Source organism: Enterobacter sp. E20, assembly GCF_000801755.2.
Lineage (GTDB): Bacteria > Pseudomonadota > Gammaproteobacteria > Enterobacterales > Enterobacteriaceae > Enterobacter > Enterobacter asburiae_B.
In genome coordinates this window covers 1,358,472-1,371,310 of the sequence record NZ_CP012999.1, presented here as the reverse complement: position 1 = coordinate 1,371,310, position 12,839 = coordinate 1,358,472, and the positions used below count along the sequence as shown (strand labels likewise).

The 12,839-nt window shown below is 59.0% G+C and carries 14 protein-coding genes; 8 read left to right on the top strand and 6 right to left on the bottom strand.

The genetic code is table 11. The features are described from left to right. Nucleotides 1-84: 84 nt before the first annotated feature. Entirely contained in the window at nucleotides 85-1,470 is a 1,386-nt protein-coding gene (gene rhlE, locus NI40_RS06390; protein ID WP_033144989.1) for an ATP-dependent RNA helicase RhlE, read from the bottom strand. Nucleotides 1,471-1,677: 207 nt separating this feature from the next. Between rhlE and cecR the strand changes: the two genes are divergently transcribed. The 5 genes from cecR to NI40_RS06365 are packed head-to-tail and all read left to right on the top strand — an operon-like array spanning nucleotide 1,678 to nucleotide 7,318. After that, a complete protein-coding gene (gene cecR / locus NI40_RS06385) occupies nucleotides 1,678-2,355 on the top strand; it encodes a transcriptional regulator CecR (RefSeq protein WP_039261402.1) in 678 nt (225 codons plus the stop codon). Then, the gene (gene hlyD, locus NI40_RS06380) at nucleotides 2,352-3,347 is read left to right on the top strand and encodes a secretion protein HlyD (protein ID WP_039261400.1); all 996 of its coding nucleotides are present in this window, start codon (nucleotides 2,352-2,354) and stop codon (nucleotides 3,345-3,347) included. Before cecR ends, hlyD begins: the two co-directional genes overlap by 4 nt. Continuing rightward, nucleotides 3,340-5,079 carry an ATP-binding cassette domain-containing protein gene (locus NI40_RS06375; protein WP_039261399.1) on the top strand — a complete coding sequence of 580 codons (1,740 nt, stop codon included), beginning with the start codon at nucleotides 3,340-3,342 and terminating at the stop codon, nucleotides 5,077-5,079. The genes hlyD and NI40_RS06375 overlap by 8 nt, the downstream gene beginning before the upstream one ends. Further along, on the top strand, nucleotides 5,069-6,202 hold the full coding sequence (locus NI40_RS06370; RefSeq protein WP_039261396.1) for an ABC transporter permease: 1,134 nt from the start codon (nucleotides 5,069-5,071) through the stop codon (nucleotides 6,200-6,202). Before NI40_RS06375 ends, NI40_RS06370 begins: the two co-directional genes overlap by 11 nt. Nucleotides 6,203-6,211: 9 nt before the next feature. Beyond that, on the top strand, nucleotides 6,212-7,318 hold the full coding sequence (locus NI40_RS06365) for an ABC transporter permease (protein WP_039261395.1): 1,107 nt from the start codon (nucleotides 6,212-6,214) through the stop codon (nucleotides 7,316-7,318). Here NI40_RS06365 and NI40_RS06360 read toward each other — a convergent pair. Beyond that, a complete protein-coding gene (locus tag NI40_RS06360) occupies nucleotides 7,280-7,690 on the bottom strand; it encodes a YbhQ family protein (RefSeq protein ID WP_014883088.1) in 411 nt (136 codons plus the stop codon). The two genes, NI40_RS06365 and NI40_RS06360, sit on opposite strands and share 39 nt — an antisense overlap. 133 nt (nucleotides 7,691-7,823) lie before the next feature. On the opposite strand from NI40_RS06360, the gene NI40_RS06355 reads away from it, so the two are divergent. From NI40_RS06355 to NI40_RS06345, 3 genes are read left to right on the top strand one after another with little or no spacing between them, the layout of a single operon-like run. Beyond that, on the top strand, nucleotides 7,824-8,585 hold the full coding sequence (locus NI40_RS06355) for an endonuclease/exonuclease/phosphatase family protein (protein WP_023334979.1): 762 nt from the start codon (nucleotides 7,824-7,826) through the stop codon (nucleotides 8,583-8,585). Beyond that, complete coding sequence (gene clsB / locus NI40_RS06350; RefSeq protein ID WP_039261394.1) at nucleotides 8,582-9,820, top strand: cardiolipin synthase ClsB; 1,239 nt, start codon at nucleotides 8,582-8,584, stop codon at nucleotides 9,818-9,820. The genes NI40_RS06355 and clsB overlap by 4 nt, the downstream gene beginning before the upstream one ends. Beyond that, nucleotides 9,820-10,782: a lysylphosphatidylglycerol synthase domain-containing protein gene (locus NI40_RS06345; protein ID WP_039261392.1), complete on the top strand. Its 963-nt coding sequence runs from the start codon at nucleotides 9,820-9,822 to the stop codon at nucleotides 10,780-10,782. Before clsB ends, NI40_RS06345 begins: the two co-directional genes overlap by 1 nt. A 105-nt stretch (nucleotides 10,783-10,887) precedes the next feature. Here NI40_RS06345 and NI40_RS06340 read toward each other — a convergent pair whose 3' ends face one another. From NI40_RS06340 to moaC, 4 genes are all read right to left on the bottom strand, one after another. Next, on the bottom strand, nucleotides 10,888-11,595 hold the full coding sequence (locus NI40_RS06340) for a Bax inhibitor-1/YccA family protein (protein ID WP_039261391.1): 708 nt from the start codon (nucleotides 11,593-11,595) through the stop codon (nucleotides 10,888-10,890). Between the two features lie 64 nt (nucleotides 11,596-11,659). Further along, nucleotides 11,660-12,112, bottom strand: coding sequence for a molybdopterin synthase catalytic subunit MoaE (gene moaE, locus NI40_RS06335; protein WP_023310855.1), 453 nt, complete (start codon nucleotides 12,110-12,112; stop codon nucleotides 11,660-11,662). 1 nt (nucleotide 12,113) lies between these two features. Then, a complete protein-coding gene (moaD, locus tag NI40_RS06330) occupies nucleotides 12,114-12,359 on the bottom strand; it encodes a molybdopterin synthase sulfur carrier subunit (protein ID WP_033144980.1) in 246 nt (81 codons plus the stop codon). Then, nucleotides 12,352-12,837, bottom strand: coding sequence for a cyclic pyranopterin monophosphate synthase MoaC (gene moaC / locus NI40_RS06325; RefSeq protein WP_039261389.1), 486 nt, complete (start codon nucleotides 12,835-12,837; stop codon nucleotides 12,352-12,354). Before moaC ends, moaD begins: the two co-directional genes overlap by 8 nt. Between the last annotated feature and the right edge of the window lie 2 nt (nucleotides 12,838-12,839).

Sequence of the window (12,839 nt, the reverse complement as noted above, 5' to 3'; positions counted from 1 at the left end):
ATACTGTATAAACAGCCACTATTGTGGCACTTTCTCTTCGCTGCCGCAAAAAGAAAAGCCCGGCTTTACGACCGGGCTTCCAGATTACTGCGGGTTAGCAGGCTTGCGCGGGCGGCGTCGACGCTGCCCTTCTCCTGCCGGTTTCCCCTCGCCGCTGCGCCACGGGTTTTCACCCGCCGGTTTGCTGTCGTTGTTACGACGCGGCGGTTTGCCGGATGATTTCGGCGCGCCGCCTTCGGCACGACGCGGCTGCTGACCGCGACCGCCGCCGCCCTGACCACGTCCACCGCCGCCCTGACGACCGTTCTGAATCGGCTCGGCTTTGATCGACGGGTCCACTTCGTAACCCGGGGTTTCGATGCGCGGGATCTCTTTCTTCAGGAGGCGCTCGATGTCGCGCAGCAGCTTGTGCTCGTCCACGCAGACCAGAGAGAGCGCTTCACCGGTTGCCGCCGCGCGGCCGGTACGGCCGATACGGTGAACGTAATCTTCCGGCACGTTTGGCAGCTCGTAGTTCACCACGTGCGGCAGCTCTTCAATGTCAAGGCCACGGGCGGCGATGTCGGTCGCCACCAGCACGCGGATGTCGCCGGATTTGAACTCAGCCAGCGCACGGGTACGCGCGCCCTGGCTCTTGTTGCCGTGGATCGCCGCACTGCGAATGCCGTCTTTGTTCAGCTGTTCCGCCAGGTGGTTGGCGCCGTGCTTGGTGCGGGTAAAGACCAGCACCTGCTGCCAGTTGCCCTGGCCGATCATCTGGGAGAGCAGTTCCCGCTTGCGCTTTTTATCCACAAAGTGAACGTGCTGCGTCACCTGCTCGGAGGCGGTGTTGCGGCGCGCCACTTCCACTTCCAGCGGGTTATGCAGCAGCTTTTCCGCCAGCGCCTTGATCTCGTCGGAGAAGGTCGCGGAGAAGAGCAGGTTCTGACGACGCGCAGGCAGCTTGGCCAGCACGCGACGAATATCGTGGATAAAGCCCATGTCGAGCATGCGGTCGGCTTCGTCCAGCACCAGAATTTCAACCTGGTCCAGCTTCACCGCATTCTGGTGCTCCAGATCCAGCAGGCGACCTGGAGTCGCAACCAGAACGTCGACGCCGCTGCGCAGCTTCATCATCTGCGGGTTGATGCTTACCCCGCCGAAAACCACCAGCGAACGAATGTTGAGATAGCGGCTATAGTCACGCACGTTCTCACCAATCTGCGCCGCCAGCTCGCGGGTTGGGGTCAGGATCAGGGCGCGGACAGGACGACGGCCTTTGGCGTGCGGCTGGTTTTTTACCAGCAGTTCCAGCAGCGGCAGGGTAAAGCCCGCAGTTTTGCCGGTACCGGTCTGGGCGCTCGCCATCAGGTCACGGCCCTGCAGAACGGCGGGGATCGCCTGCTGCTGGATTGGGGTTGGCTCAACATAGCCCTGCTCTGCGATCGCGCGCAGAATTTCCGGGTTCAGGCCAAGGGAATCAAAAGACATAAAAACTCCGAACCGCCCCGACCATCACAGGTGTAGTTTTCAGGGAGATATAACGAATAGGGGAGGACAAAAACCACAATGTCGCGAAGGAGCGGAGTGTAGCAGCTTTTGTGACGTGGCGCATAAAATATCCCTCAGCGTTCCCTCGACGTTAGCGTGAATCAGGCATAATCTTAATCAATCGATTGATTAATTCTTAATGCCGCCATGAATACGACCCCCACAACAACCAAAGGTGAACAGGCCAAAAATCAGCTTATCGCCGCCGCGCTGGCGCAGTTTGGTGAGTACGGGCTGCATGCCACCACGCGCGATATTGCCGCGCTGGCCGGGCAGAACATTGCGGCGATTACCTACTATTTTGGCTCAAAAGAGGATTTATACCTCGCCTGCGCCGAGTGGATCGCCGATTTTATCGGCACGCAGTTTCACCCGCACGTTGAGGAAGCCACCGCGCTGCTCGGCCAGCCGTCGCCCGATCGCGCCGCCGTTCGCCAGCTTATTCTCAATGCCTGCCACGATATGATCCGCCTGCTGACGCACGACGATACGCTCAACCTGAGCAAGTTTATCTCCCGGGAGCAGCTCTCCCCGACCGTCGCCTACCAGCGGGTACACGATCGGGTGATTGAGCCAATGCACTCGCACCTGACCCGGCTGATCGCCGCCTATACCGGTCGGGACGCCAGTGATACCGAGACAGTTTTGCATACCCACGCCCTGCTGGGTGAAATCCTTGCCTTCCGTCTGGGCAGGGAAACCATCCTGTTACGCACCGGCTGGACACAATTTGATGAGGATAAAGCCGCGCAGATTAGTAAGGTCATCGCCTGTCACGTCGATCTAATCCTGCAAGGCTTAACGCAAAGGAGCCTGAAGTCATGAAAAAACCTGTCGCCATCATTCTGGTGGTTGTTGTTTTGCTTGCTGCCGGAGTCGGTGGATGGCTGTGGTATCAGAGCCATCAGGATAAAGGCCTGACGCTGTACGGCAACGTGGATATTCGCACGGTGAACATGAGCTTCCGCGTGGGCGGACGTCTCGCCTCGCTGAGCGTGGACGAAGGCGATGCCATTAAAAGCGGGCAGACGCTGGGGATGCTGGATAAAGCGCCCTATGAGAATGCGCTGCTGCAGGCCAAAGCGGGGGTGTCCGTCGCCCAGGCGCAGTATGACCTGATGCTGGCTGGCTATCGCGACGAAGAGATCGCCCAGGCCGCCGCAGCCGTTAAGCAGGCGCAAGCCGCCTATGACTACGCGCAGAACTTCTACGCGCGCCAGCAGGGGTTGTGGAAAAGCCGCACCATTTCCGCTAACGATCTGGAAAATGCGCGCTCGTCCCGCGACCAGGCGCAGGCCACGCTGAAGTCCGCGCAGGATAAATTAAGCCAGTACCACACCGGTAACCGCCCGCAGGATATCGCCCAGGCGAAAGCCAGCCTTGAACAGGCGCAGGCGCAGCTGGCTCAGGCAGAGCTGGATCTGCACGACACCACCTTAATCGCGCCGTCTGACGGCATGCTGATGACCCGCGCCGTGGAGCCGGGCAGCATGCTCAGCGCCGGCAGCACAGTCTTAACGCTCTCCCTGACCCGTCCGGTCTGGGTACGCGCCTACGTTGATGAGCCGAACCTCGGCCAGATGCAGCCGGGCCGCGAGCTGCTGCTCTATACCGACGGTCGCCCGGACAAGCCGTATCACGGCAAAGTGGGCTTTGTCTCCCCTACTGCCGAATTCACGCCGAAAACCGTTGAAACACCTGATCTGCGTACCGACCTCGTGTATCGCCTGCGCATCATCGTGACCGATGCGGACGACGCGCTGCGTCAGGGCATGCCCGTCACCGTAAAAGTGAACAACGGGGAACGACATGAATGACGCGGTTATTCAGCTCAACAATCTGGTTAAACGCTTCGCGGGAATGGACAAACCGGCCGTCGCGCCGCTGAACTGCACTATCCAGAAAGGCTATGTGACCGGGCTGGTCGGTCCGGACGGCGCCGGTAAAACCACGCTGATGCGGATGCTGGCGGGGTTGCTCAAGCCGGATGAAGGAAGCGCCAGCGTGCTCGGTCTTGACCCGATCGAGGATGACGGAGCCCTTCACGCCATGCTCGGCTATATGCCGCAGAAGTTTGGCCTGTATGAAGACCTGACGGTGATGGAAAACCTGAACCTGTACGCCGACCTGCGCAGCGTCACCGGCGAAACGCGGCAGAAAACCTTCGCGCGCCTGCTGGAGTTTACCACCCTCGGCCCGTTCACCGACCGGCTGGCGGGCAAGCTCTCCGGCGGGATGAAGCAGAAGCTGGGGCTGGCCTGCACGCTGGTTGGCGAGCCGAAAGTGCTGCTGCTGGATGAGCCCGGCGTCGGCGTAGACCCGATTTCGCGCCGTGAACTGTGGCAGATGGTGCACGAGCTGGCGGGCGACGGGATGCTGATCCTCTGGAGCACCTCCTACCTCGACGAAGCGGAACAGTGCCGGGACGTGCTGCTGATGAACGAAGGCGAACTGCTTTATCAGGGCGAGCCGACGACGCTGACGCAGAGCATGGCCGGGCGCAGCTTCCTGCTGCACAGCCCGCAGGAGTCTAACCGCAGGCTGCTGCAGCGGGTGCTCAGGCTGCCGCAGGTCAGCGACGGGATGATCCAGGGCCGCTCGGTACGTGTGATCCTCAAAAAAGAGGCCACCGTCGACGATATTCGCCAGGCGCCCGGCATGCCTGAGATCGAGATGGAAGAGACCGCGCCGCGCTTTGAGGACGCGTTTATCGACCTGCTGGGCGGCGCGGGTACCTCAGAGTCGCCGCTTGCCGCCATTTTGCATACGGTGGAAGGCACGCCGGGCGAAACGGTGATTGAAGCCAAATCCCTCACCAAAAAGTTCGGGGATTTCGCCGCCACCGACAACGTCAACTTTGCGGTGAAGCGGGGGGAAATTTTTGGCCTGCTCGGACCGAACGGCGCGGGAAAATCGACCACCTTTAAGATGATGTGCGGCCTGCTGGTGCCGACGTCCGGCAAGGCGCTGGTGCTGGATATGGACCTGAAGGTCAGCTCCGGCAAGGCGCGCCAGCATCTCGGGTATATGGCGCAGAAGTTTTCCCTGTACGGCAACCTGACGGTCGAGCAGAATCTGCGCTTTTTCTCCGGCGTGTACGGCCTTCGCGGGCGGGCGCAGAACGAGAAAATCCGCCGCATGAGCGATGCCTTCGCCTTAACCAACATCGCCTCCCACGCCACCGACGAGCTGCCGCTCGGCTTTAAGCAGCGGCTGGCGCTGGCCTGCTCGCTGATGCACGAGCCGGATATTCTGTTTCTTGATGAACCGACTTCTGGCGTTGATCCCATTACCCGCCGCGAGTTCTGGCTGCACATCAACAGCATGGTGGAAAAAGGGGTGACCGTGATGGTGACCACCCACTTCATGGACGAGGCGGAGTACTGCGACCGCATCGGGCTGGTGTATCGCGGCAAGCTGATTGCCCACGGTACCCCGGACGACCTGAAAAACCAGGCCGCCAACGATGAGGTTCCGGATCCGACCATGGAGCAGGCGTTTATCACCCTCATCCACGACTGGGATAAGGAGAATGCCCATGCGCAGTAATGCCATTTCCTGGCGCAGGGTGCGCGCGCTGTGCATTAAAGAGACGCGGCAGATCGTGCGTGACCCCAGCAGCTGGCTGATTGCGGTAGTCATCCCCCTGCTGCTGCTGTTTATTTTTGGCTACGGCATTAACCTGGACTCCAGCAAGCTGCGGGTCGGGATATTGCTGGAGCAGCAGAGTGAGGATGCCCTGGACTTTACTCACGCCATGACCGGATCGCCCTACATTGACGCCACCATCAGCGATAACAGGCAGGAGTTGATCCAGAAAATGCAGGCCGGGAAAATTCGCGGCCTGATCGTCATTCCGGTGGATTTCGCCGCCAACATGGCGCGGGCAAATACCGACGCGCCGATCCAGGTGATTACCGACGGCAGCGAGCCAAACACCGCCAACTTTGTACAGGGCTACGCGGAGGGGATCTGGCAGCTGTGGCAGATGCAGCGCGCGGAGGACCGGGGTGAAGAATTTAAACCGCTGATCGACGTGCAGACGCGCGACTGGTTTAACCCCGCCGCCATCAGCCAGCACTTTATTATTCCGGGCGCGGTGACGATTATCATGACGGTGATTGGCGCGATCCTGACCTCGCTGGTGATCGCCCGCGAGTGGGAGCGCGGGACCATGGAGGCGCTGCTCTCTACCGAAGTGACGCGCGTCGAGCTGCTGCTGTGCAAGCTCATCCCCTACTATTTCCTCGGCATGCTGGCGATGCTGCTCTGTATGCTTGTCTCGGTCTTTATCCTCGGCGTGCCGTATCGCGGCTCGCTGGTGGTGCTGTTTTTTATCACCAGCCTGTTTTTACTCAGCACGCTGGGCATGGGGCTGCTCATCTCCACCATCACCCGCAACCAGTTCAACGCCGCGCAGGTGGCCCTCAACGCCGCCTTTTTACCGTCGATTATGCTGTCCGGGTTTATCTTCCAGATAGACAGTATGCCTGCGGTGATCCGCGCCGTGACCTATGTTATTCCGGCTCGCTACTTTGTGAGCACGCTGCAAAGCCTGTTCCTGGCGGGGAATATTCCGGTGGTGCTGATCGTCAACACGCTGTTTTTAATGGCGTCAGCGGCGATGTTTATTGGGTTGACGTGGATGAAAACCAAACGGCGACTGGATTAAGGAGCGAACATGTTTCACCGATTATGGACGTTGATACGCAAAGAGCTGCAATCCCTGCTGCGCGAGCCGCAAACCCGCGCCATTCTGGTCTTGCCGGTGCTGATCCAGGTTTTACTGTTCCCGTTTGCCGCCACCCTTGAGGTGACCAACGCCACCATTGCCATTTACAACGAAGATAACGGCAAACATTCCGTCGAGCTGACGCAGCGTTTTGCCCGTGCAAAAGCCTTTACCCACATCCTGCTGCTGAAAAGCCCGCAGGAGATCCAGCCCACCATCGACACGCAAAAAGCGCTGCTGCTGGTGCGGTTCCCGGCGGATTTTTCCCGCAATCTGGATACCTTCCAGACCGCGCCGATGCAGCTGATCCTCGACGGGCGTAACTCCAACAGCGCCCAGATAGCGGCCAACTACCTGCAGCAGGTGGTGAAGGATTACCAGCAGGAGCTGATGGACGGCAAACCGAAGCCCAACAACAGCGAGCTGGTGGTGCGTAACTGGTACAACCCGAACCTGGACTACAAGTGGTTCGTGGTGCCGTCGCTGATCGCCATGATAACCACTATCGGGGTGATGATCGTGACTTCCCTTTCCGTCGCCCGCGAGCGCGAACAGGGCACGCTGGACCAGCTGCTGGTCTCCCCGCTCGCCACCTGGCAAATTTTCGTCGGCAAAGCGGTCCCGGCGCTGATCGTCGCGACGTTTCAGGCCACCATCGTGCTGGGGGTGGGAATTTGGGCCTACCAGATCCCGTTCGCCGGTTCGCTGGCGCTGTTTTACTTCACGATGGTCATTTACGGGCTGTCGCTGGTGGGGTTTGGACTGCTGATCTCGGCGCTCTGCTCGACGCAGCAGCAGGCGTTTATAGGGGTGTTCGTCTTTATGATGCCCGCGATTTTGCTCTCGGGGTATGTTTCACCCGTCGAGAACATGCCGGTGTGGCTACAGGACCTGACGTGGGTAAACCCGATTCGGCACTTTACGGACATCACCAAGCAAATCTATCTGAAGGATGCGAGTCTGGATATTGTCTGGGGAAGTTTGTGGCCGCTACTGGTCATAGCGGCCACGACGGGCTCAGTGGCGTACGCGATGTTTAGACGCAACATTGCGTAGCTTTTTCTCTTTGGTCAGCAGCGAGACCACCGCAGGCCCTGCGAGGATAGCCAGACCCGCCAGGGCCAGCAGCAGGTTGTTTTGCAGCACGCGCGACAGCAGCCAAAGCACAATCATCGCCGCGCCAAAATACCAGGTGGTGGTGAGCTCTTCGAGCACATCACCCACCTCACGCCAGCGCGCTTCATGGTGGCGCTGTAAGAACAGCATCGACAGCACGGTGACGCCATAAAGGACGCATAGCCCCAGGCCAACACGCACCAGCGTACCGCTCATCCAGCCCATCACCAGTACGGCCACGACCAGTAAATGCAACATTATCTGCCAGCAACTCAGGCCAGTTGCGACACGAACACGTTGTTGCCACTTCATGGCTTCTCTCCTGAAGGATTTTTCTCTGCTTAATCAGACTACCGCACTTTACGGAAAATTCCGTAACGCCGCATCTTTTTGTGACGACGACTACACTTTATTTTCATTGGGATAGTCACTCAGGAAGGAGCTTATGACTCAAAAAATGCAGCATTTCTCGCTTAAGGTGCTGACGATAAACATTCATAAGGGCTTCACAGCATTTAACCGCCGCTTCATTTTACCGGAGCTGCGCGACGCGGTACGCACCGTCAGCGCGGATATTGTCTGCCTGCAGGAGGTGATGGGCGCACACGAAGTGCATCCGCTCCACTTTGAGAACTGGCCCGACACGCCGCACTATGAATTTCTGGCCGACACCATGTGGAGTGACTACGCCTACGGCCGCAACGCGGTCTATCCGGAAGGGCATCACGGAAACGCGGTGCTGTCCCGCTACCCCATTGAACATTACGAAAACCGCGACGTTTCCGTTGGGGAAAGCGAAAAACGCGGCCTGCTTTACTGCCGCATTACGCCGCCAGACCTCGAGCGACCTGTCCATGTCGGCTGTGTTCACCTGGGCCTTCGCGAAGCCCATCGTCAGGCGCAGCTGAAAATGCTGGCCGAATGGGCCAACGCGCTTCCCGAAGGTGAACCTGTGGTGGTAGCGGGCGATTTCAACGACTGGCGACAGAGGGCAAACCATCCGTTGAAAGTGGATGCCGGGCTGGAGGAGATTTTTACTCGCGCCAACGGCAGGCCTGCGCGCACTTTCCCGGTCCGTTTCCCGCTGCTTCGGCTTGACCGCATCTACGTGAAAAATGCCCACGCCAGCAGCCCGACCGCCCTGGCGCTCCTTAACTGGCGACATCTTTCCGACCATGCCCCGCTCAGCGCGGAGATCCACCTATGAAATGTTCCTGGCAGGAAGGCAACCGAATCACGCTGCTGGTCAACGGGGACGAGTATTATCCGGCCGTGTTTAAAGCGATTGACCATGCACAGCAGAAGGTGATCCTCGAAACCTTTATCTGGTTCGAAGACGACGTCGGCAAACAGCTGCACGGCGTGCTGCTGCGCGCAGCCCGGCGCGGCGTCAAAATTGAAGTGCTGCTTGATGGCTATGGCTCGCCGGATCTCAGCGATACGTTTGTGAATGAGTTGACCGCTGCGGGCGTGGTGTTCCGCTACTACGATCCCGGCCCTCGCCTGTTCGGCATGCGGACCAATCTTTTCCGCCGGATGCACCGCAAAATTGTGGTGGTGGATGAGACGGTGGCGTTTGTCGGCGGCATTAACTACTCCGCTGAGCATATGTCCGACTACGGCCCGGAGGCGAAGCAGGACTACGCCATTCGTATTGAAGGCCCGGTGGTGCAGGACATTTTGCTCTTTGAACTGGAGAACCTGCCGGGGAAAGAGGCCGTTCGCCGCTGGTGGAGACGTCGCCATCGCCCGGAAGAGAACCGGAAGCCCGGCGAAGCGCAGGCCCTTTTCGTCTGGCGGGATAACGGCGAGCACCGGGACGACATTGAACGTCATTATCTCAAGATGCTCGCCAACGCGAAGCGCGAAGTGATTATTGCTAACGCCTACTTTTTCCCGGGCTATCGCCTGCTGCACGCCATGCGCAATGCGGCCCGACGCGGGGTACGCGTGAAGCTGATTGTGCAGGGCGAGCCGGATATGCCGATTGTCAAAGTGGGCGCACGCCTGCTGTATAACTATCTGGTGAAGGGCGGCGTGCAGATCTACGAATATCGCCGCCGACCGCTGCACGGCAAAGTGGCGCTGATGGACGATCACTGGGCCACCGTGGGCTCCAGCAATCTCGATCCGCTGAGCTTATCGCTCAATCTCGAGGCTAACCTGATCATTCACGATCGCCAGTTTAACCAGACCCTGCGGGATAACCTGCAGGCGCTGATCGTTAACGACTGCGTGCGCGTGGACGAATCCATGGTCCCCAAACGCACCTGGTGGAACCTGGGCATCAGCGTGGTGGTGTTCCACTTTCTGCGTCATTTCCCGGCCATGGTCGGCTGGCTGCCGGCGCATACGCCTAAGCTTGCGCAGGTGGACCCGCCGGTACAACCCGAAATGGAAACCCAGGACCGTATTGAAGCGGAAGACGGAGGCAAAACCTGATGTCGAAATCGCATCCGCGCTGGCGGCTGGCAAAAAAGATCCTGACCTGGCTGTTTTTTATTGCGGTCGCGGTTCTGCTGGTGGTCTACGCGCAGAAAGTTGACTGGGAAGAGGTGTGGAAAGTCATCCGCAACTATAACCGGATGGTGCTGCTGGGCGCTGTGGGGCTGGTTATTGTCAGCTACCTGATGTACGGCTGCTATGACCTGCTGGGCCGCGCTTACTGCGGCCATAAGCTGGCCAAACGTCAGGTTATGCTGGTGTCGTTTATCTGCTACGCCTTCAACCTGACGCTGAGCACCTGGGTCGGCGGCATTGGCATGCGCTATCGCCTCTACTCGCGGCTCGGCCTGCCGGGCGGGACCATCACGCGCATTTTCTCGTTAAGCATCGCCACCAACTGGCTGGGCTATATTTTGCTCGGCGGGGTGATCTTCACCATCGGCGTGGTGCAGCTGCCCGCGCACTGGTATATCGATGAGGCCACGCTGCGCATTCTGGGCATCGTACTGCTGCTGATTATCGCCGTTTATCTGTGGGCCTGCGCGTTTGCCAGACGCCGTCATATGACCATTAAAGGGCAAAAACTGGTGCTGCCATCATGGAAGTTTGCGGTGCTGCAGATGGCCGTCTCCAGCGCCAACTGGATGGCGATGGGGGCGATTATCTGGCTGCTGATTGGTGAGGACGTCAATTACTTCTTCGTGCTGGGCGTGCTGCTGGTGAGCAGTATTGCGGGCGTGATTGTGCATATTCCGGCGGGGATCGGCGTACTGGAGGCGGTATTTATTGCCCTGCTGGCCGGGGAGCATGTCTCTCAGGGAACGATTATCGCCGCCCTGCTGGCGTACCGCATGCTGTATTACTTCCTGCCGCTGGCGCTGGCAACGGTGTGTTATCTGGTGCTGGAGAGTCGGGCGAAAAAGCTGAGAGCGAAGAACGAGAAGGCGTTAGCGAAATAAAAGCAAAACGGCAACGATGTTGCCGTTTTTAGTGTTTGCTCTCTCTCCCGTGGGAGAGGGTCAGGGTGAGGGCACCAGACCGCACCGCCACCCGGCAAAACAACCTTAGCGACGGTTGCCGAAAATCCGCAGCAGCATCAGGAACAGGTTGATGAAGTCCAGATACAGCGTCAGCGCGCCCAGAATCGCGTATTTGCGCAGGTTCGAAGTGTCGCGTACGTCGATCTGCTCGCCGATGTTTTTCAGCTTCTGGGTGTCATACGCCGTCAGTCCAACGAAGATCACCACCCCGATGTAGGTCACGGCCCACATCAGCGCGTCGCTCTTCAGCCACAGGTTTACCAGCGACGCCAGCACAATCCCAATCAGCCCCATAAACAGCATGCTGCCAAAACCGCTCAGATCGCGCTTCGTGGTGTATCCGTACAGGCTCATCGCACCGAACATCCCGCCGGTGACCACAAACGTGCTGGCGATGGAGGAGTAGGTGTAAACGATGAAGATACTGGAAAGCGTCAGCCCGGTTAGCGCCGAATAGAGCATAAACAGCGTAGTCGCCATTCCGGCACTCAGCTTTTGCACCAGACCAGAAAGCACAAACACCAGCGCCAGCTGCGCGATAATCAGCCCAAAGAAGGTGATTTTGCTGGAGAAGATAAACATCATCAGTTCAGGCGTATTCGCCGCATACCACGCGATAAACGCGGTAAGCAGCAGGCCAACCGTCATCCAGCCGTACACCTGAGCCATATACGTCTGCAGGCCGCTACGGGTCTGCTGTACTATTGAATCGGAACGCGGAAATCGGTCCATGATTCACTCCTGATTAAGTTTAAGTAGACACACACGTTAAGATTAACACATCCACGTAAACCGACTACCAACGGCTGGCAGCTTGTTTATCGCTGTCGCGCGATTCTACCCAGCGGTCACCTTCCGGCGTGGCTTCGCGCTTCCAGAACGGCGCTTTGGTTTTGAGGTAATCCATAATGAACTCCCCTGCCGCAAACGCGCTGCTGCGGTGCGCGCTGGTCACCCCGACGAAGACAATCTCCTCGCCAGGCCACATCTCGCCGATGCGGTGAATAACCGTGACGCGGCCAAGCGGCCAGCGGCCTCGCGCCTCGTCGACAATCTCCGTCAGCGATTTCTCGGTCATCCCCGGATAGTGCTCCAGCGTCAGTGCCTTCACGCTGTCGCCGAGGTTGTGGTTGCGCACTTTGCCGGTGAAGGTGACGACGGCGCCGTCTTCATCGCGTTCCGCCAGCCAGCTGTATTCTGTCCCCACGTTAAAACGCTCGGGGCTCACCAAAATTCGGGTTTCAGCCATCTTAACCCCCTGTCACCGGTGGGAAGAAGGCCACTTCATCCCCTGCGTTCAGCGGATGGGTGAATTCCACCAGCGTCTGGTTAACGGCGGCCAGCAGCTTACCTTCGTCCAGCGCCAGCGCCCAGCGGTCGCTTTGTGCCGCCAGATGAGCGCGCAGGGTAGCGACGTTTTCGAAGGACGCATCCAGCGTCAGGCTGTCGGTATTCACCAGCTCGCGCACCTGCGCAAAAAAGAGCACCTTAATCATGGCTGTCCACCTTAAAATCACCGGATTTGCCGCCGCTTTTTGCCAGCAGGCGAACCGGGCCAATCACCATATCTTTCTGCACCGCTTTGCACATGTCGTAGATGGTCAGCGCGGCGACTGAGGCCGCCGTCAGCGCCTCCATCTCCACGCCGGTTTTGCCGGTTAAGCGGCAGAGTGACTCAATGCGCACGCGATTATGCTCCGGCTGCGCCTGCAGGTTCACTTCCACCTTGCTCAGCATCAGCGGATGGCACAGCGGAATGAGATCCCAGGTCCGTTTGGCGGCCTGAATACCGGCGATGCGGGCGGTGGCAAAGACGTCGCCCTTGTGATGGCTGCCGTCGATAATCATCGACAGCGTCTCCGGCAGCATGGTGACGAACGCTTCCGCGCGCGCCTCGCGCACCGTTTCGGCTTTGGCGGAGACGTCCACCATATGCGCTTCGCCGGCGGCGTTAATGTGGGTCAGTTGTGACATAG